The organism is Sinorhizobium fredii NGR234 (assembly GCF_000018545.1).
Lineage (GTDB): Bacteria > Pseudomonadota > Alphaproteobacteria > Rhizobiales > Rhizobiaceae > Sinorhizobium > Sinorhizobium fredii_A.
This window is the reverse complement of the sequence record NC_012586.1, coordinates 650,771-670,365: the sequence shown is the minus strand read 5'-3', so window position 1 is coordinate 670,365 and position 19,595 is coordinate 650,771. Positions and strand designations below refer to the sequence as shown.

At 59.8% G+C, this 19,595-nt stretch carries 17 protein-coding genes and 4 pseudogenes; 12 read left to right on the top strand and 9 right to left on the bottom strand.

Annotation, left to right across the window (positions count from 1 at the left end; genetic code table 11):
• The first annotated feature begins 1 nt into the window (after position 1).
• Complete coding sequence (locus NGR_RS03245; protein ID WP_015886789.1) at positions 2-700, top strand: 4-hydroxythreonine-4-phosphate dehydrogenase; 699 nt, start codon at positions 2-4, stop codon at positions 698-700.
• Between the two features lie 351 nt (positions 701-1,051).
• Here NGR_RS03245 and NGR_RS03240 read toward each other — a convergent pair whose 3' ends face one another.
• The 5 genes from NGR_RS03240 to NGR_RS03220 form a co-directional block, all read right to left on the bottom strand.
• Positions 1,052-2,326, bottom strand: a complete 1,275-nt coding sequence (locus NGR_RS03240) for an NAD(P)/FAD-dependent oxidoreductase (RefSeq protein ID WP_164923838.1) — start codon at positions 2,324-2,326, stop codon at positions 1,052-1,054.
• A gap of 75 nt (positions 2,327-2,401) precedes the next feature.
• Positions 2,402-2,878, bottom strand: a complete 477-nt coding sequence (locus NGR_RS03235) for an Lrp/AsnC family transcriptional regulator (RefSeq protein WP_015886787.1) — start codon at positions 2,876-2,878, stop codon at positions 2,402-2,404.
• A 70-nt stretch (positions 2,879-2,948) separates the two neighbouring features.
• Positions 2,949-4,283: an aspartate aminotransferase family protein gene (locus tag NGR_RS03230; protein WP_015886786.1), complete on the bottom strand. Its 1,335-nt coding sequence runs from the start codon at positions 4,281-4,283 to the stop codon at positions 2,949-2,951.
• 106 nt (positions 4,284-4,389) lie between these two features.
• Complete coding sequence (locus NGR_RS03225) at positions 4,390-5,664, bottom strand: phosphotransferase enzyme family protein (protein WP_015886785.1); 1,275 nt, start codon at positions 5,662-5,664, stop codon at positions 4,390-4,392.
• A gap of 116 nt (positions 5,665-5,780) precedes the next feature.
• A complete protein-coding gene (locus NGR_RS03220; protein ID WP_015886784.1) occupies positions 5,781-6,449 on the bottom strand; it encodes a haloacid dehalogenase type II in 669 nt (222 codons plus the stop codon).
• A gap of 319 nt (positions 6,450-6,768) precedes the next feature.
• On the opposite strand from NGR_RS03220, the pseudogene NGR_RS03215 reads away from it, so the two are divergent.
• Both NGR_RS03215 and NGR_RS32855 read left to right on the top strand, forming a co-directional pair.
• A pseudogene (locus NGR_RS03215) lies at positions 6,769-7,074 on the top strand (site-specific integrase); the annotation flags it as partial.
• Positions 7,056-7,190, top strand: a pseudogene (locus NGR_RS32855) (IS91 family transposase); the annotation flags it as partial. The pseudogenes NGR_RS03215 and NGR_RS32855, both read left to right, overlap by 19 nt.
• A 593-nt stretch (positions 7,191-7,783) precedes the next feature.
• Here NGR_RS32855 and NGR_RS03210 read toward each other — a convergent pair.
• Positions 7,784-8,473: a haloacid dehalogenase type II gene (locus tag NGR_RS03210; protein ID WP_015886781.1), complete on the bottom strand. Its 690-nt coding sequence runs from the start codon at positions 8,471-8,473 to the stop codon at positions 7,784-7,786.
• A 476-nt stretch (positions 8,474-8,949) separates the two neighbouring features.
• Between NGR_RS03210 and NGR_RS03205 the strand changes: the two genes are divergently transcribed.
• The 6 genes and pseudogenes from NGR_RS03205 (at position 8,950) to NGR_RS03185 (ending at position 14,310) form a co-directional block, all read left to right on the top strand.
• A complete protein-coding gene (locus NGR_RS03205; RefSeq protein WP_015886780.1) occupies positions 8,950-9,951 on the top strand; it encodes a phosphotransferase in 1,002 nt (333 codons plus the stop codon).
• An 8-nt stretch (positions 9,952-9,959) separates the two neighbouring features.
• Entirely contained in the window at positions 9,960-11,330 is a 1,371-nt protein-coding gene (locus tag NGR_RS03200) for an aspartate aminotransferase family protein (RefSeq protein ID WP_015886779.1), read from the top strand.
• A gap of 98 nt (positions 11,331-11,428) precedes the next feature.
• Positions 11,429-12,112, top strand: a complete 684-nt coding sequence (locus tag NGR_RS03195; RefSeq protein ID WP_164924051.1) for a GntR family transcriptional regulator — start codon at positions 11,429-11,431, stop codon at positions 12,110-12,112.
• Between the two features lie 227 nt (positions 12,113-12,339).
• On the top strand, positions 12,340-13,413 hold the full coding sequence (locus NGR_RS03190; RefSeq protein WP_015886777.1) for a tartrate dehydrogenase: 1,074 nt from the start codon (positions 12,340-12,342) through the stop codon (positions 13,411-13,413).
• 313 nt (positions 13,414-13,726) lie between these two features.
• Positions 13,727-13,818 (top strand): annotated as a pseudogene (locus NGR_RS33780) (MOFRL family protein); the annotation flags it as partial.
• A gap of 15 nt (positions 13,819-13,833) precedes the next feature.
• Complete coding sequence (locus tag NGR_RS03185) at positions 13,834-14,310, top strand: Lrp/AsnC family transcriptional regulator (RefSeq protein ID WP_015886776.1); 477 nt, start codon at positions 13,834-13,836, stop codon at positions 14,308-14,310.
• Between the two features lie 12 nt (positions 14,311-14,322).
• Here NGR_RS03185 and NGR_RS03180 read toward each other — a convergent pair.
• Positions 14,323-14,436: pseudogene (locus NGR_RS03180) on the bottom strand (haloacid dehalogenase type II); the annotation flags it as partial.
• Positions 14,437-14,656: 220 nt separating this feature from the next.
• Here NGR_RS03180 and NGR_RS03175 point away from each other — a divergent pair.
• Positions 14,657-15,139 (top strand): GNAT family N-acetyltransferase, encoded by a 483-nt coding sequence (locus tag NGR_RS03175; protein WP_164923836.1) that lies wholly within the window; start codon positions 14,657-14,659, stop codon positions 15,137-15,139.
• 229 nt (positions 15,140-15,368) lie between these two features.
• Here NGR_RS03175 and NGR_RS03170 read toward each other — a convergent pair whose 3' ends face one another.
• Entirely contained in the window at positions 15,369-16,211 is an 843-nt protein-coding gene (locus NGR_RS03170) for a GNAT family N-acetyltransferase (RefSeq protein WP_164923835.1), read from the bottom strand.
• Between the two features lie 321 nt (positions 16,212-16,532).
• Between NGR_RS03170 and NGR_RS03165 the strand changes: the two genes are divergently transcribed.
• On the top strand, positions 16,533-17,528 hold the full coding sequence (locus tag NGR_RS03165) for an ornithine cyclodeaminase family protein (RefSeq protein WP_015886772.1): 996 nt from the start codon (positions 16,533-16,535) through the stop codon (positions 17,526-17,528).
• On the top strand, positions 17,525-18,502 hold the full coding sequence (locus NGR_RS03160; protein WP_193377871.1) for a threonine/serine dehydratase: 978 nt from the start codon (positions 17,525-17,527) through the stop codon (positions 18,500-18,502). The genes NGR_RS03165 and NGR_RS03160 overlap by 4 nt, the downstream gene beginning before the upstream one ends.
• A gap of 289 nt (positions 18,503-18,791) precedes the next feature.
• Here the strand turns inward: NGR_RS03160 and NGR_RS03155 are convergent, their stop codons facing one another.
• Positions 18,792-19,496: an aspartate/glutamate racemase family protein gene (locus tag NGR_RS03155; RefSeq protein WP_015886770.1), complete on the bottom strand. Its 705-nt coding sequence runs from the start codon at positions 19,494-19,496 to the stop codon at positions 18,792-18,794.
• Between the last annotated feature and the right edge of the window lie 99 nt (positions 19,497-19,595).

The following is a 19,595-nucleotide window of genomic DNA, read 5'->3' as shown; positions in this document are numbered from 1 at the left end:
CATGACCCCCATCGATTTCATCTTCATGCTGACCCGCAACGACCGGACGATCCCGGATGCTCTGGCGCAGCTTCCCTTGGTGCTTTCTGCGGGTGTCCGTCATATCGGCTTCAAGGATATCGGCCTCCCCTTCGAGGTGCTTTCGCAGCTTAATCGGGAAATCCGGGCCGCGGGCGCGAAGAGTTATCTCGAAGTGGTTTCACTCGACCGCGCCAGCGAAATCGCCTCGGTGCGGGCCGCCCTCACACTCGGCGTCGACTATCTGCTCGGCGGCACCCATGTCGACGACGTCCTTCCCCTCGTTAAGGGAAGTGGAATCCGCTACTACCCGTTCCCCGGCCGCATTGTGGGCCATCCCAGCGTTCTGGAGGGGTCCACGACGGAGATAGTTGCAAGCGCAAAAGACCTTGCGGCCCGCGAGGGCGTCCACGGCCTCGATCTCCTCGCCTATCGCGCCGACGTCGATGTCGCAAACCTCATCCGGGCCGTCTGCGACGCCGTCGCCAAGCCCGTCATCGTCGCAGGTTCGATCGACCGCGCCGAACGCATCCATGCCGTCGTCAGCGGCCGGGCAGCCGGCTTCACGGTAGGCACCGCCGCCCTGGAGGGCCGCTTCCCTGCAAGCAGTCCAGGCTTGACGCATCAGCTTCTTGCGATCACCTCCATGAAGAACCAAGCGAAAGCGTTAATCGACCAGTAACGGAAATGCGGCCTTGGTCAGGGCGCTAGCCTCCTCCTCTGCGTCGAACCGGAAATTGGTGCATAAAGGTCATGTCGGCGCCGCTGATGTCGGTCGGCTCGAAGAACAGGTCGAGATCGGCGTTGTCCAGACCCTGCTCGTTAAGGTCACCGGACTTCGCTCTCGTTCATCTACGATGGAAGAATCGACTGCCTCGAGCGTCGCGCGAGTCTCCGATCAGCGGCGCTCAGCTCCAGTTGATTGAGCACGAACGGGGACGCCGTCTGTGTATCGGCTAGGCCCTCCGACTCGCCTTACGTCGACCGTCCGTAACCTCGGCCCTGACGTTTCCGTAAGCAGAGAAGAAGTATCCTACTGGAACCTGTCCAGCATCTTATAATACATGCCAACCAGCGGCAGGAACCAGGGCGTGCCGAAATGTCCCGGCACCGCCGGCCAATCGAGGCCCTTCAGCGGGTTGCGGTCCGGTCGGTCAAGGATCGCATCCGCCATGATCATACCGAGATGGGTGGAAAGCTGGGCGCCATGGCCGGAATAGCCCATGGCGTACCATACGCCGTCATGATAGCCGGCGCGCGGGAAGCGGTCCTTGGTTATGTCGACAAGGCCGCCCCAACAATAGTCGATCTCGGCATTGGCGAGTTGCGGGAAGATCTCTGCGAGGCGTGCCTGGAGAATTGCGCCGATCTTCGCGTCCGAACGCTGGTCGGAGCTTGCCGAGAAGCGAGCGCGGCCGCCGAAGATCAGCCGGTTGTCCGGCGAGAGCCGGAAGTAGTTGCCGATATTCATTGACGTGACGCAGGTGCGGTTGCCCGGCATCGTCGTGGCGATCTCCGCTTCGGTCAGTGGCCGCGTGGCGATGATGAAGCTGCCAACCGTGATGATCCGACGGCGGAAATAGCCGAAGGTCGAGGGCGTATAGGCCCCGGTGGCGACAAGCACCGCATCCGCGGTGACGCTGCCACGGGTCGTTTTCAGACGATGGCGGCTGCCCGCCTGCCGATGTTCTGTGACGGCTGCCTTCTCGAAGATCGTCGCGCCGTGACGCTTGGCTGCCTCGGCCAACCCGACGACGTAGCGGCCCATATGCATCATTGCGCTCTTTTTCGAGAGCATCGCGCCATGGAAGGGCGAGCCGATTTCCTGCTTCAGGTCGTCGGCGCTGAGCAACGCCGTGTCGGGGTCGACCTCCGTGTGCACGGCTTCGAAGTTGCGCGCGATCGCGTCGAAATGCTGGGGCTTGGAGGCGAGCTTCAGCTTTCCGGCACGGCGGAAATTGCAGTCGATGCCTTCCTCCGCGATCAGCGCCTCGATCGTGTCGATCGAATCGTCGAGCGCCTTATAGAGGGCGATTGCCCGTTCCTTGCCGAGCTCCGCCTTTGCGGCCAGATAGCTGTGGGCGAGCCCGTTGTTCAAATGCCCGCCATTGCGGCCGGAGGCGCCCGAACCGACCTTTTCCGCCTCCAGCACGACGACCTTGGCCCCTGCCTTGGCGAGCTGCCGGGCAGCGCCGAGACCGGTGAAGCCGCCGCCGATCACTGCGACGTCATAGTGTCCATCGACCGGACCCTGTGACGCCCCTGCGAAGGCCGGGGCATTGTCGTGCCAGTAGGGGAGGAATTTCATGGGGGTGCGCCTTCTCGCTCGAGATCGAAACGCCCTTTGTCCCATCGGAGCAAAGGGCGAAGTGTTGATAAGATTCTATGGCCGAAACAGGTCCGTCAGCGGTAGGTGCCCCTTCACGATCGGCGATTTCAGCACGACGAAGCTGAAATATTTGTCGATGCCAACGTCCAACTCGACCAGCCGCTCCATGATCTCTTGATATTCGCCGATCCCGGTGGTCACGAATTTCAACAGGTAGTCATAGCCGCCGGAGACCACATGGCACTCGATCAGTTGATCGATCTTCTCAACGGCGGCGAGGAAGCGTGCAAAGTCGGTCTGCCGGTGGTTCTTGAGCGTGACCTCCGTGAACACCGTTAATGTCTGCCCCAACTTGGCGACATTGATCTGCGCCGAATAGCCCTCAATAAAGCCCTCCGACTGCAGCTTCTTCACGCGCATGAGGCACGGGCTCGGCGATAGGTTCACAACCTCCGAAAGCTCCACATTTGTCATGCGGCCGTTCTGCTGCAGCACGTGCAGTATCTTGACGTCGATCCGATCGAGTTTCATGACTTACTTTCGCTTATGAGGATCGCTCGAGCCCGCGATCCGGTAAATTCGGCCGCCGAGGCAGTCCATGTTACATCTGCGCGACGGCCTTCTTGAGCGCGCATTCCATGGCTTCGAGGAACCGGTCCACATGCGCCGCCTGGCAAATCAGCGGCGGGCGCACCTTCAGCGTATCCTCGTTGGCGCCCGTCGTACTGATCAAAACGCCATCGTCACGCATCAGGTTTACGATATCCAAGGCCATGGCGCGCCGGCTGGCCTCTTCCGCTCCGTCCAACCCGATGTCGATGCCGAAGAACAGCCCGGCATTTCGGATACCGCGAATGCCGGGGTGCAGCTTGGCAAGATGCTCCAACCCCAGCCTCAGGCGCTCACTCATGGCGTGCGCATGCTCGGGGATCTGATCCCTTTGCAAGATTGTCAGGACGGCGTCAGCCGCCGCGATGCCGACGGTGTTGCCGCCGAAGGTGTTCGAGTACCGGGCAGTGGCGCCAAAGCGATCCATCGGCGCCTTACGGCCGACGACCGCGCCGATTGGAAATCCATTGCCCATGGGCTTGCCGAGGGTAACGAGGTCCGGAACAACTTCGTGCCGCTCAAAACCCCACATGTGCGTGCCCGTCCGTCCGAATCCCGGCTGAACTTCATCGGCGATGACGAGGCCGCCCGCCTCCCGCACTGCCCTAACACCGCCGACGATGAAGCCAGGCGGGTCGACCCAGACGCCGTCGCTCGAAAAAATACTGTCGATGAGGAGTGCCGCGATGCCAGTGCCACGCCGGTTCAGGTCTGTAATGGCGGCTCGCACTTGCGCTTCAAAGAAGTCCGCTGCCTGCGCTTCCGAAATGCCTGCCGGGCCTGGTAGAGACACCATGCGGACGGCAGGACTGAGCTTGACGGCGTCGCCCAGATTGGGCGACACCATCGCCGTGGCCGCGCTGGTGCCGTGATAGGCGTGGGAAGAGACGATTACGCCCTCATTGCCGCTGGTCAAACGGGCGATCCGAAGCGCCAGATCGTTCGATTCGCTTCCCGTACAGGTAAAGACAACGCGGTTCAGCTCCCCAGGGAAGGTGGCCACGAGCCGTTCGGCATAGTCGACAAGCCTCGGTTCGAGATAGCGGGTATTTGCGCTTATTCGGCTGGCTTGATCCGCCACGGCAGCGTTGATCTCTGGATTGCAATGCCCGAGAGAAGGCACATTGTTATAGAAATCCAGATAGCGACGTCCGTCGGGATCGTAGAGCCATATGCCCTCGCCGCGAACGAAAAGGACCGGTCGGCGGTATTGAAGCCTGTAGGAGGCTCCCAGCACGCTGTCGCGCCGGGCGATCAACTCAGATTCCCGCGGGGGAATTGTAGCTTCCCCGGGGGTAAAGCGGTTGGGCATGAGATCGGTGGACATAGCTTTGATCCTGCTTAGAGTTTCCATCCGCGAGAAGGTCGCGAGTTGCCGTAGTGATTACCGAGGTGAGGGATGCAACACTCCGATTGCCTCCAGCGACGCCGGGCTAAGTCACCGAGCGACGCACAGCCATCTCCGCCTCCCCTTCGTCCAGGGCCGATAGGATAGCGAGCCCGCGTTCGGCTCGGGCCACGTTCTTCTTGATATAAGCTGCCTCGGCCGGAAACAGCTCGGCTCGCCAGTAGTTGATCAGGATGAGGGCGCTCTGCCGCGCCTTTATCAGCCCGACGAGCAGTTTTGCCTCAAGAGCGGAAAGCGGGCGCACCGAAGCATAACCAGCGATGAGATTTTCTGCGCCGCCCAGAGCCAAAGGCGGCTCCGCCACCACATGGCTTGCCGCAATCGCGAGATCCTGGATCCGTGGGCCCCAGCAACCATCGCCGAAATCGATGAACGCGACACCATCATCGATCAGGAATGTGTTGAACGGATTAGGGTCATTGTGCGTAACCTGCCATGCTACCTCGCGCAGCTGCGGCTTGGTAAACTCGACATAGTTGCTGATGGCAAGATGCACGGAATCGGCAACCGACCCTGAAGGCAGGTGCTTCTCCAGTTCCATTAGCCTCGGCCAGCATCCGACATGCCAAAGGACTGGGCGGTGAATGTCGGGCAACTTCAGAGGCTCGAGAGCCAAACTGAGCCTACCAAGCGCCTGGCCGACCTGGTAAAGGACGTCCGGAGTTGCGTTCGCCTGGTGCAGCGGCACCCCCGAAAGTCGGGTCTGCAGGTAGCCGCAAATCTCGTCCTCTTCGAACATCAGCATGCCGCCGCTGGTACGCACGATCTGAGGTACTGCGAAACCGGAAGCGCCTTCCAGCCCTGCAAGGGCCGCAACCTGGAAGCGGAAACTGTCTCGTCCTTCCGGCCGCGCTGACGTTTTGAGGATCAACCGATCGCCGTTCAACAGGGTGACGTCCGAGGTACACTCGACTTCCGAGGACAGGACCATGATCGTTCCCGTCAAGCCGTAATGGCGTAGTAGCAGCTCACCACCCGACACTCGTGCTTCCGCAGCGCTTCGCTTTGTCGCCAGAATAGCGGCAGCGGCTCGAAAATATGCTTCGGTGAAAGGCGCGCAGACCGACTGGTTGCCGTCGAGATGACCCTCGCCGTCGTCTGGAACCGCATCGTTACAAGCACCCAAGATAGAGACCCTCGCACTGTTTGGTGCCAGCGGCATGCTCATCCCAAAAGCGGCCGTCGAGATGGCATCTGTTTCGCTGCGCCCAGCCTCGATTACGGTCGGGCGTTTGCTGCTGAGGGCGCCGGAACTACCGTCCCCGCCTCCAGCACGATCGTCTCGGTTCGCTTTGGGCATTACCTTACCCGCGCGGGATCGTGATGCCACCGCCGAAGACGGCGGCACCGCGATGGCTTTCCATCGGTCCTCGACATTCCTGCGAACCGAGTAATCGAACTGCCGGAGAGAGACTTTCAGAGCCCGACGACGCCTGGCAATTCCGAGATGCCGGCGATCTCGGTATAGCCGTAATAGGGATTGGCCGGCTCGTGACCGCGATTGACCCAAACCTTGTTCTTGATCCCGAGATCATGTGCGGACATCAGATCGTAGCGGAACGAGGAGGAGCAATGCAGGATGTCCTCCGGACCGCAACCAAGCATGTCGAGCATATATTCGAAGGCCCGGAAATGCGGCTTGTAGGCCTGAGCCTCTTCGGCGGTGTAAACAGCGTGGAAAGGCGCGCCGAGCTTCTCGACGTTGGACATGATCTGCGAGTTCATGGCATTTGACAGGATGACCAGCGGGATTTCCTTGGCGACCTTGGCAAGACCAGCCGGAACGTCCGGATGCGGCCCCCAGGTGGGAACGCGTTCGTATACCATCTGGGCGTCTTCGTCCTTGAAGTCGACGCCGTTGCGCTTGCAGGTCCTCGCCAGTGCGTTATAGACCACCTCCGCATAGGGCTTCCAGTCGGCCATGACTTCATCGAGCCGGTACGCAGAGAAGTCCGCGATGAACTGCAGCATTTTCTGCTCGCTCATCCGGTCGCCGTAAAGATCGCGTGCCGCCTCCGCCATCTGGAAGTTGATCAGCGTGCCGTGGCAGTCGAAGGTGATATATTTCGGGCGGAAAGTGGTCATGCGCTTCGTCCTTTTTTGACCGGATCGGTTTCGGTTATGAGCAATCGTAGGCCGGTCCCAGCCGATGCATCGGTCGGATTCCTCGGTTTGTCAGCAGAAAATTCTGCACCCGGCGTCGGCTTAGCCCTTTCGATTGCGCGTGAACGGTGATCCGACCGGCGTCCAAAGCCGCGACCGCTGTGCAACCAAGGACGAAGCCGCTCGCGCGGCACTGGCGCCCGTGGTGAGGGTGCAGCAATGATTTGAACGCTATGCATTTGCGGGTCTGTGATCCTGGCTGACGATTGGGGTGTTCTCAATCTTCAGACAGGAGGTTGCCATGACGGAGGAGACGACGACCCCGCTGCGCGAGCGGATGATCGAAGACATGCGCATCCGTGGGATGGGCGACAAAGCTCAGCAGGCGCATATTCGAGCCATCAAGGATTTCGCCGGGTTTCTGAAGCGATCACCGGATACGGCGACAGCCGATGACCTGCGCGCCTACCAACTGCACATGACCAACGCCGGCGTCACGCCGACGACCTTCAACGCCCGCATCGTGGCGCTGCGGTTCTTTTTCGCCACCACCTGCGGCCGCGAGGCGATGAAGCGCAGGGTAAAGCGCCAAACGCCGAGGCTACCCCGCTCACCCTGAGAGAGCCATGCCCGCACTGCGGCGGTCCGATGCGCATCGTTGAGATATTCCGCCGTCGCCAGCAACCCAGATCCCGCGCGCCACCCCGAAAGGACGCCGCATGACGAAACGCATGTCACATCAGCCAAGGCCGGCCGGGATCGCGATGCGTTCCGGGAGGGCGCCGGTCTGCCCCAAGCAACCCAGCACGCTGCAAAACCGCCGATGCCAGCCTACGAAACACCAGTGATCCCGATCCCGATCCACCCATTGCAAGCCTTCGGGGCTTTCCTTTTGCACCCGACGCTCCCACCGATAGCCACCTTGAACAACCGCCGCCGCACGCTTTCCCCATAGGCGCTCCACCCAGCCCCCGCGGCCTCCTCCTTGGGAGGTTTTTCAACGCAGGCCGACACAGCCCCAGCCGCCACCGTCATGCAGGAGCCCGCATCGAAAAACCTTTACCAAATCGGTCGTTGAGGAACAGCCCCGCTTACTCGAAAGCGGACATCGATAGCGGCCGCGTAACAACGCCTCCCGAGCCCCGACGTGCCGTTGCGTCACGTTCGGATCACACCATCCTCTAACGCCAGCAGGTCACTCGTGCGGAAGGCGTCGCCGGAAAGGCCATGCTTTGCTCCCCTGTCGAACAATAAAGCGAAGGGGCGAATGAACCGCCCCTGTCTCTTCGTAGCAACAGCGCCTGAACGCTAGTTTTTCAGGCGCGCTTGAGGGCTGTCTCCAGGCCAACGGCAGCGGCTAACCCGCCGATATCCTTGATCTCGGTGTACTCGTAATAGGGATTGGCCGGCTCATGCCCGCGGTTGACCCAGACCTTGCTCTTGATACCGAGGTCATAGGCGGTCATCAGGTCGTAGCGGAAGGATGAGGACACATGAGTAATGTCTTCTGGCCCGCAGCCGAGCTTGTCGAGCATGTATTCGAAGCCCTTCATCAGAGGTTTGTACGCCCCGACCTCTTCTGCCGTGATAACCATATGAATGGGCGCGCCTAGCTTTTCCACATTCGACATGATCAGGTTGTTCATGGAGTTCGACAGGATGACCAGCGGAATTTCCTTGGCCACCCTGGACAGGCCAGCCGGGACGTCCGGGTGCGGACCCCAGGTTGGCACTTCGTCATAGATGCGTTGCGCGTCTTCGGGTTTGAACGCGATACCGATGCGCTTGCAGCTGCGCTCGATGGAATTGTGCACCACTTCGAGGAAAGGCTTCCATGGCCCTAGCACCTCGTCAAGGCGATAGCCTCTAAAGGCCTCGACAAAGCCGGTCATCGCTTCTGGGGAGAGACGCTCGCCGTAGACGCGTCGCGCAGCGCCGGCCATATCGAAATTGGTGAGCGTTCCGTAGCAGTCGAAGGTGACGTACTTCGGTCGAAATTGAGTCATGGCGTGTATTCCTTCCAATTCTGACGGCACAGTGTGCCTATCCAAGGTCATCGTAACTGCATTTTGGCCAGTGCGAGCACACTGGCATAACTTTGCGGCGATAGCAACTGATTGTCCAACAATTTTTTCCGATGGCCGGCCGCCCTGGCACTTGCCCCAGCTTGCGTGCGCCGCATCCAAACAACAGCAAACTGACGCGGTATACAGCTAAAGCGCCCCAAAATTCCAAAGTTCTGTAGGAATTTCACTGGCATGCCCCCCGCGCTATCGTCAATGATCATTCATCAGAAAGAGATCCATTCCAACGGTAAGAAATCTCCCCCTACAAATAAATTGTTGTACAAAAGTTGGGATGTGCGATAGTGAGGCCATCGAGCTGCCCATTCACGAGGCAGGATCTGAATGAGTTGAAGATGGGTCACAAGCATCAGTGCGGGCCAGCCCGCGTCCCTGAGCTTTCCGAGGCGTGCCATCGCGTGGGCGCTGCGGAAGCCGAAGAAATCGCCGCACGGCTATATGGCGCGCGTGGCTCGGCCACGCGTTTTGAGACCGAGAAAGACGACACGTTTCTCCTCGATTGCGCGGCCCGCGGGAAGTTCGTGCTGAAGATCGCTCACCCTTCCGAGCGGATGGAGGAGCTCGATTTCCAGGTCGCGCTGATGCGTCATCTCGAGCAGCGGGCCCCTGATCTACCCATCCCCCGTGCACTTCGCGACCTCGACGGCGCGGAATTGCCCATCGTCACGACCAGTGCCGGCGAGCGGCGCGTGGCGCGGCTCATTACCTTCCTTCCCGGCACTCCGCTCGATCGGACATCTGCCACAGCCCCGCAGCGCGAAAGAATCGGCGAGATCCTGGCGAAGCTGCGTCATTCCCTGGCCGATTTTTCGCATCCCGCAGACGGCCGGGCGGTAGCATGGGACGTCACCCATCTGCTCGATCTCACCGAACTGTTGAGCTTTATCCCCGACGGCGGCAAGCGGGCCTGGACCGTCCGCGCGCTCGAGCGCTTTTCCGAGGTCAAGCCGAGCCTCGACCGGTGCCGGCGGCAGGTGCTCCACAACGACTTCAATACGTCGAACCTGGTCGTCGATCACGCCAGCCCGCAGTTCCTGACCGGCGTCATCGATTTCGGCGATGCGGTCCGTACCGCCATCGCCGTCGACGTCTCCACGGCGTTGATGAACCAGATGCCAAAAACGTTCGACCATGGGAACCGGCGTGACCTGTTCGACGAACCGCGCGACGTACTGCGTGGCTATCTTCGCCACGCCGAACTGACGGACGAGGAACTCCGGCTCATCCCCTTCCTGTCAATGGGCCGTCTTGCAGTCCGTGCGCTGCTGACGTGCTGGCGCGCCGAAATCTTCCCCGAGAATAGCCGCTATATCCTGCGAAATACCGAAGCCGGCTGGGCCCACCTCGAGTGGTTCCACTCGATTTCGACCGCACAGATTTCCGACCTTCTGACACGATAGGAACCGCAATGTCCAAGCAAGCGACTACCCTGCCCAAGGGCTTCCGTGGCGACATGCCAAATGGCTTCAATCCTCAGGACACGTCTCATCTCACAAGTGAAGATCTGGCCCATATCACCAGGCGGCAAAGGCTGCTCGGGCCGGCTTATCGGCTCTTCTACAAGTCGCCGGTTGAGGTCTCCCGCGCCAAGGGCGTCTTCCTCTATGACAGGCACGGCAACGAATATCTCGACGCCTACAACAACGTGGTATCGCTGGGTCACTCTCATCCGCGTGTCGTCGAGGCGATCCAGAAGCAGCTCGAGGTACTGTGTACCCACACGCGTTACATGCAGGAGCCCCTGCTGGACTATGCCGAAGCCCTGATCAATACGTTCGGTGGCGAACTCGGCCGGACCGGATGCGCGATGTTTACGTGCACGGGCTCGGAAGCCAACGATCTCGCCTTGCGCATCGCGCGTTACCACACACGCAAGACCGGCGTCATCGTCACGGCCGAAGCCTATCACGGCAACAGCGGGGCGGTGGCGGCAATCTCGCCCTCGCTCGGCAAGAAGTCGGCCCTGGACCCCTATCTTCGCACGGTCGCCGCGCCGGATTCCTACCGCCTGCCAGTCGAGGAAATCGGCCGGCGGATGGCCGAGGATGTCGCGCGGCAGATCGCCGACATGGAGCGGCATGGCGGCGGCCTAGCGGCCTTCATCGCCGACTCCGTCTTCTCCTCCGATGGTCTCTACGTCGATCCGACGGACGTATTGGCACCGGTGGCGGAAGTGGTGCGAAAGGCGGGCGGCCTGTTCATCGCCGACGAGGTGCAATCCGGATTCGGGCGGACCGGCACCCATCTTTGGGGTCACTCCCGGCACAAGGTCGATCCGGACATTGTCACCATGGGCAAGCCGATGGGCAACGGCTATCCCGTTGCCGGCGTCGTCCTGCGGCCCGAACTCGTCGCCGAGTTCGGATCCAGCATGCGCTACTTCAACACGTTTGGCGGCAACTCCGTCGCGATCGCCGCGGCAAGGGCCGTGCTCGACACGATCCTCGAAGAGGGCCTGATGGACAACGCCGCCAAGGTCGGCAGCGAGATCCTCGACGGCCTCCGGGACCTACAGACGAAATATGAATTCGTCGGCGACGTTCGCGGGGCCGGCCTCTATTTCGCCGTCGAACTCGTCAAGGATAGAGACCGGAAAACGCCGGACATGGACCGAGCGCTTGCAGCCGTCAATGCCTTGCGCGACCGGCGCATCCTCATTTCCGCCACTGGAGTGGACGCGCACATCCTGAAGATCAGGCCTCCGCTCATCTTCACATCGGCCAACGCCGCGCGGCTGCTCGAGGGCGTCGACGAGGCGCTTCGGTCCGTGCAGATCTAGGAACCGCCACCATGAAGTTGAGCGGCACAATATCATCTCCCTTGCCCTACGCCACCGCATGTGGCGTAGGTATGCAAACAAAATCAACGAGCAAAGCCATGCCGCCGCTGCACGCCAAGAATCAAGCCGAAGACCTCGAGATGAATGTCGAGCCCCTGCCCACTAGCGCCGTGGAAACCCTGACCCACACCTTGCGACGGCGCATCTTGTCGGGAGATTTCCGACCGGGCGAGTTCCTTCGCGACGTGAAGATGTGCGAAGAGCATTCGACCTCGCGGCACACATTCCGTACAGCAGCCCAGGTGCTCGTCACGCAGGGCCTGCTGCGTCAGATACCGAACAGAGGCTTTGTGGTGCCTGAATTCGGGCCCGACGATATTGTCGATATCACACGCGTGCGCGGCGCCATCGAAGGCGAGGCCATTCGTCTGATCGTGCTGACCGGCGTCATCCCATCTCAGGCGCTGGAGGCGGTCGAGGTTATGCACAGGTCGACTCTATCCTCCGACAGATCCCTGCTGGTTGCTGCGGACCGTGATTTCCACCGCGCGATCATTGCCGCTAGCGGCAGCCCTCGGCTGAAGCGAACCTATTCAGACCTCGAGGGCGAGATCGAGCTTCTCCTCGCACAGCGGCAGGATTTCTACGCCACTGCAGAAGAAATGGCGGAAGAACACGAGCGGCTCATCAACAGCTTGAGAAGCCGCCACTACGATACGGCGCGAGAGGCGTTCCAGGAGCACTGGGAAGATCTCCAGATCAAATTGCTCGATCAACGCTGACCAGCGCTCCCTGCGGAATTTGACAGCTCCGAAGGATATCCTGCCAGGCGGCGCTCAGGATGCCGGTGCCGCCGGTTGCGATGCAAGCACCATCTCGGATGCTTCCTCTCCGGCTCCGCCAGAGCCTGCTTTTCGGCGGAGTCGCAGCGTCGACGCCAATCGCATGGCGCCGAAGGCGCAGTAACGGCCGCTGCCAGCTTGAGTGAATAACGCTACGGAGAAGTTTGATGCGTGAATACTCCATCGCAACCATACCCGCCGACGGCATCGGACCTGAGGTGATCGCGGCCGGCCGGACGGTTCTTGCGACCCTCGAGAAGCGACTCGGCGACGTAAAATTCACCGTCGAAAATTTCGACTGGGGATCTGACTATTACAGAAAACATGGCGTGATGATGCCGTCGGATGGGCTGGAGCAGCTCAAGAAATTCGACGCTATCTATTTCGGCGCGGTCGGAGCACCGGATGTTCCGGACCATATCACCCTTTGGGGGCTCAGATTGCCGATCTGCCAGGGTTTCGACCAGTATGCCAATGTCCGGCCAACCAAGATCCTGCCTGGCATAACCTCCCCGCTGCGCAATTGCGGCCCCGGCGACCTCGACTGGGTGATCGTGCGTGAGAACTCCGAAGGCGAATATTCTGGCCATGGCGGTCGCGCCCACCGCGGCCTGCCTGAAGAGGTCGGCACTGAGGTCGCCATCTTCACCCGCGTCGGCGTCACCCGCATTATGCGCTACGCCTTCAAGTTGGCCCAATCCCGACCGCGCAAATTGCTCACCGTCGTCACGAAATCGAATGCCCAACGGCATGGCATGGTCATGTGGGACGAGATCGCCGCCGAAGTGGCGGAGGAATTCCCGGACGTGACCTGGGACAAGATGCTGGTCGATGCGATGACAGTCCGGATGACGCTCAAGCCGCAGAGCCTCGACACCATCGTGGCAACCAACCTGCACGCCGACATACTCTCCGATCTCGCTGGCGCGCTTGCCGGTAGCCTGGGGGTTGCACCGACGGCGAACATCGATCCGGAGCGCCGCTTTCCGTCGATGTTCGAGCCGATCCACGGGTCCGCCTTCGACATTACCGGTAAGGGCATCGCCAACCCCGTCGCCACGTTCTGGACGGCGGCCCAGATGCTCGACCACCTCGGCGAGCAGGACGCTTCGGCCCGCCTCATGCGCGCTGTCGAGCGGGTGACTGGCGCCAGAATCCTTACCCCCGACGTAGGCGGTACCGCCACGACCCGGGAGGTTACCGAGGCCGTCTGCGACGCGATTCATTCATCCAACGTCTAGGGACACGTGGCAGATGATGATGTGGGACGATCATAAAGCAAGGAAGGCATTGCGCCGGATCTTTGACGCTTCTGTCGGCAGCGCCGACCCCATGTTGATCGTCCCGCGGCATCTGCCGCCCCTGCCGAAAGGCAGATGTGTTGTGATCGGCGCCGGAAAGGCATTCGCCGGCAACCCTTCGGGTGCTCGAGTAAGGGGAAGAAACGCCGAAGGCCCTGGGGCCGCCAGCAGAAGTACGTGCCGCGGCGGCGCCCGCTCTGGCGCTTGCAGCCGCTGCCGAAGCTCCGACGAGCCTTGGGCTGAAGCCGCGCACCACAATAGTTATAAGGCTTTCAGGCCATCGGGGATCTCGGGCTCACCGGCCCAACCCTCACTAACATCAATGACATCCGCGCCATCCTCATCAGCGGGAGCAAGCCAATGAAACTTGATCGGATCGACGTCAGGATACTCAACGCATTGCAGAAGAATGGCCGAATGACGAATGTCGAGCTTGCGGAAATGGTCAATCTCTCGCCAAGTCCCTGTTTGCTGCGAGTGAAAAAGCTGCAGGCGGAGGGCTATATCGAGGGCTATTCTGCGCAGATCAATATCGGAAAACTGGGGCAGACGTTGACGGTGTTCACCGAAATCACGCTGAAGAACCACCGTCAAGTCGACTTCGCGAGATTTCTTGCTGCGATCGAGAAGGTCGATCAGGTCATCGAGTGCCATCTGGTTTCGGGAGGCTACGATTATCTCGTAAAATTCGTCACCGCAGGAATCGAAGAGTATCAGATGCTGATGGAGCGGCTCCTCGGTTTGGAAATCGGCATCGACAAGTACTTCAGCTTCGTCGTGCTGAAATCGCCCCTGGTCAAAGCGCATTTGCCGCTGGCAAACCTGTTCCAGCAGTAACCTCGTGGCAGACCTCGATTCCCTCATTCGATTGCCGTAAAGATTGCGGGCCGCCTCCGCTATCTGAAAGTTGATCAGCCTGCCGTGGCAGTCGAAGGTGATGTTTTTCGGGCGGAAAGTGGTCATGCGCTTCGCCCTTTATTGGCGGAATCTGTTTCCGTTATGAGCAATCGTAGGCCGCGCCTCAGCCGCTGTACCGGCCGGATTCCTCGGCCCGTCAGCACGAATTCTGGACTAAAGGTCAGGTTGGGTCTTTCGACTTCGCGCGGCGGGATGCAACTCAGCAAAGGCTAAAAACACCATGACCCGCTTCTCAGCACCTGCCGCAAGGCCTAATGATGCTGCCATGCATATTCGCCCCGCCTCATCCGCGGACGCTCCCGCCGTCTGGTCAATCATCGAGCCCGTGATCCGAGCGGGAGAAACCTATGCGCTTGACCCCAACCTGAGCCGGGCAGAGGCTCTCGCGTACTGGATGGGAGCAGACAAGGAAGTCTTCGTTGCCGAGCAAGCGGGCGCCATCCTCGGCACCTATTACCTGCGCCCCAATCAGGCTGGCGGTGGTCAGCATGTTTGCAACTGTGGATACGTCACAGCGCCTTATGCGACCGGTAGAGGCGTCGCACGTAGTTTGTGCGAACACTCAATCGCAACCGCCCGCGCCCACGGCTATCGGGCGATGCAGTTCAACTTCGTCGTGAGCACCAACCTGCGGGCTATTTCACTATGGCAGAAAATGGGTTTTGAAGTCGTGGGCACATTGCCCGGCGCGTTCAGGCACCCGACGCATGGCTACGTCGACGCCTTCGTTATGTATCAAGCGCTATAAGGGCAGTTGGTGTTCGGGATGTAGGGTGAGATGCTGTGCTGCCCGTATCCGCATTGACACTCCACAGACCCGCGAGCTCGTCGAGCAGCTTATATCCGGTCGCGGTGACAATCGCGCCTTTGGCCGTTTCACCACCCGCCCGCCGATGGCCGCGATAGGAGGGCGAGTGGATGAGACAGATCGCACCGTCGAGTTCGACAAGCGAGTCCACGCATTTCTTCCACCAAGATCAACCGAGTGCCTGACTGACCAGCGCGTAGTTGCGGTGATACGTGGGTTTGCTTTGCCCGCACGCGGCCCCGCGACGTCGCAACTTGATCCCACAGCCCGCGTGGTTGAGCCCGCGCGCGGTGAGCCACCCTGCAAGATCCGTGGAGACATCCGTGTCGATACGGACGAAGCTGCCCTGGTGATGGGCGAGCAGGAAATCGATCAGGGCCCTGGCTTCGGAATCGTTCCTCGCTACCACCGGTCCGATGACCAGCCCACGGCCGAAAGACCGGATCGCCGCGAAGGCTTGGATCTCCCCGTCATCGCGAATGACAGCGAACTTCGCTCGCTCGCGCAAAATCTCCATCAATGCCGAACGGTCATGGCCGCTTGCCGCGCGGTCGAGCTCCACCAGGTAGGCATGGTCGCCACTCTCGCTCCATGTTACATGGGCCGGCGCCTCAACCCGCAACGGCTCGCCCTGGTGCTTCACGGTCTCTCCGGTCACGACAAAATCCACCTTCTCGTAGAGCGGAAGACCTTCCTGCGTCGCCACCAGATAGCAGGTGCGCTCTCCCGCTTTGACAAGCGCCTCTTCCAACATCTTCCGGCCGAGGCCGCGGCCGCGCATCGCGGCATCGACGATGACCATGTTGATAGTGGCGGCGTCATCGCCATAGGGCGTCATCATGACGGTCGCGACGAGGCGATCCTCTTCGAGTGCGACGATTCCTTGGCTGATTGACTGGACCAGCTCCCAATCCTCGCGCCGATGCGGCCATTGGACCTTGCGGGACAGTTCCAATGCCCTGTCCAGATGCTTTGGTGTCATCTTCTCGAGAATGATCGCTTGGTTGGTCATGATGCGGTTCCGGCCTGTGTCTTCAAGGTTCAAGGTAGCCCGCATAAGACAGCAGTTCCTCCCGACCCACCGACATCCGCCACGCGTTAGCGCTAAGGTTTACCAACTGTGCCGCATCTTGTGCCGACCGTAACGGAACCGATACGCCAATGCCTGCACTCGGAAAGGCGCCGGCTGCAACTCTCTGCCAGAGCCTTTGTGCGATACAGAACAATCTGCTTCCGGTCGAGGCGAATCCGACCACTAATCTCCCGACTCTCCCACTATCGTGATTGCGGTGCTGGGCGTGCTATGCCGATGCCAGAAACAGAAAGGTCATGCATGAAAACGCTGCTGCTTAAGAAGGATGAAGTAAGACGGCTAATCGGCATGCCGGAAGTCATCGGCGCGGTGGAAGAGGCATACAAGGCCTTTAACAGCGATCAGGTCGAACAACCCGACTATATCGGAATAGATCTCCCGTCGCCTCGTGGGGAAATCGACTTCAAGCTTGGGTATTACAAAGCCAATGAAGTGATCTCCATGAAAGCCTCGTCTGGAGGGTTCGTTGACAACCCGACAGCACATGGCGTGCCCAACGGCATGGCGACTATTTTCCTGTTTGATGGCAGGAGCGGTGCGTTGATTTGCGTCATGGATGGAAGCTTGATCCTTGGTCTCAGAACCGGTGCGTCTGGTGCCGTTTCCGTCAAAGCACTGGCGAGGAAGAACGCCTCGACGATCGCATCGATAGGCACTGGCAATCAAGCAAGAATGCAAATCCGGGCGATCAACGAGATCATGAAGATCGAAGAGATCCACGCATGGGACCGTCACCCGGACACGCTTGCCAAATACAAGACGGATATCGAAAGCGAATTTGGCATTCCTGTCATCGTGGCCAACTCCAAGAAAGAAGCCGTTGAGCAGGCCGATATCCTGATCACGACGACCCGCGGAAAAGGGTCGCTTGTGGAAGCGGATTGGGTGAAGCCCGGCACACACATCGTTGCAATCGGCACCGATCAACGCGGCAAACAAGAACTGGATCCGGAGATATTCAGGAACGCAAAAGTAGTCGTCGACTCAATTGCGCAGTGCGCCGAAAAAGGCGAGACCTGGCACCCGCTGAATAAGAATATCATCACCAGAAACGCCATCCATGGCGAAATCGGCGAGATATTGCTGGGAAGGAAACCCGGACGAGAAAGGGATGACGAAATCACGATCTTCGATTCCACCGGCATGGCCATACAAGACAATACGACAGCCGGCAAAATCTACCAGAACGCCATAGCCAATAACGTCGGCACCTTCTTCCAGTTCTTTGAGGAATGACCATGCGCAATTACCCCACCATTCAGGACATCCGTGAAGCCCGGGAACGGCTGAGACCACACGTCAGGCACACGCCGCTGTTGCGCGCGGACAAGATTGAGAAAGCTGCTGGTTGTCAGCTCTATCTCAAACCCGAAACCCTGCAGATTACTGGCGCCTTCAAGATCCGCGGCGCCCTGAACAAGGCTCTCTCGCTCTCGAGAGAAGAGATCGCAAACGGCATCATCGCGACGTCGTCGGGCAACCATGCCCAGGGGCTTTCTTACGCGGCCAAGATGCTCGGCGTAAAGGTGATATTGGTACTTCCGGTGACCACACCCAAAATCAAGATTGAAAATACAAAAGCCCTTGGCGCGGAAGTCATTCTTTTTGATGGTGATAATGCTGCTAGATGGAAAAAGGTCTACGAAATCGCTGAAGGAAACAAGTATGCGGTTATTCACGGCTTTGAAGACCCCATTGTAATGGCTGGCCAGGGAACGATCGGGTGCGAGATACTCGAAGACTTGGACGATGTGGACACGGTCATCGTCCCCTTAGGCGGCGGAGGCCTAATCTCGGGAATCGCTACCGCCATAAAAGAAACGAAACCATCGGTGCGCGTTATCGGGGCAGAGCCTGCCTTGACACCGAAGTATTATCACAGCCGGATCAACAAGGAGCGCACATCGCTTCCGTTGAAGAACACCATTGCGGATGGCTTGAGGTTAAGTGTTCCGGGTAAAAACCCGTATCCGATTATCGAAAAATATGTGGACGAGATTGTTCTTGTTGAAGACGAGCACATCATCTCCGGGATGCGCGCGCTTGCCAGGGATGCGAAGTTGATCGCTGAACCAGCCGCCTCGATTGGCATTGGAGCCTTGTTGGCGGGCAGCATAGACGTCAAGCCCGATGAAAAAGTCTGTGCGGTGTTGTCTGGCGGCAACTGGGACCTAGGCGATCTTGCAGAGATATACAAGGCAGCGGGGTAAGGTCACGGCCTTTCGTGCATCAGCAGGGCAATATTGTCGCGGCAGGCCGGCCACAAAGTGTTTCCTGAGCGAGGATCTATTGCGATCCGTTATCTGCATCAAAGCGCCCATAGTGCCTTCGGACTACCATGACGGAGGCAAAGCCTCAACAGGTGGTCGTCCGGTGCACAGGGGGTGCTGATAACCGCATGCGACTTTCAGGCTCAGATGTGATCTGTGCACATTTGCCCCCGGGGGGTGTGGCAACTACCGACCTCTCGCGCGCATTGCTGTCATTCAACGGCTTGTTCTAACTTTGCGCACTTTCGTGGACGCGGGAGCGCACATTCAGTGCGGAGGACATGTGCAGCACGCCGAGTTCAGGGCTGGTAAGTACCGGCACCGATATCTCGCCTATATCGTTCAGGGCATTTGCCATTGATGCTTGAGCGAGAACAATCACGTCGACGCTGTTCACGAGGGAAGCGAGGACTTCACGTATCATCGCATCATGCGCCGCCCTGTCCCCGTTTCGCAATTTATCAAAGGCTCCTTCACAAAGACGACCGGTGACGGAAACGTCGCGATTCATTCTTTGCGCATGGCGTTCAATCAACCGGGTCGTAGGCTCCATTGTTGTGGCCAGGGTCGCGAGGACACCGATTCGATTTCCGCGGTTGATCGCCTCGATCGCCATCCCGTCATCGATACGGAAGAGGGGGACAGGGCAGAGTGGCATTGCCGCATCCACTGCAGGGCCGAGCGAGGAACAGGTGACGAGGACCGCCGAAGCCCCCGCATCCACCGCCGACCAGATGTGAGTCGCAAGCCGCCGCATGGTCTGACGTGACAGCGTGCCTTCGCGGATCGTGTTCCCCAGCAGGCTCTCATCCAACATGTTGAACGGGCGCCAACCGGGCAGATGGCGGCCGACGAGATCGTTGAACGCGGGGATGATCCCGGGGACCGTATGGATCATGGCAAGCGCGGGGGACTCGTGAGTGCCTGTAGTCATGGCTTACATCTCTGTTCTTGATTGTGCACGCTCTACAATTCGAGCCTGTAGCAGCAGGGGTGCCGTGAACCGATCGCGGCGTTCGTCATGCTCGACCGG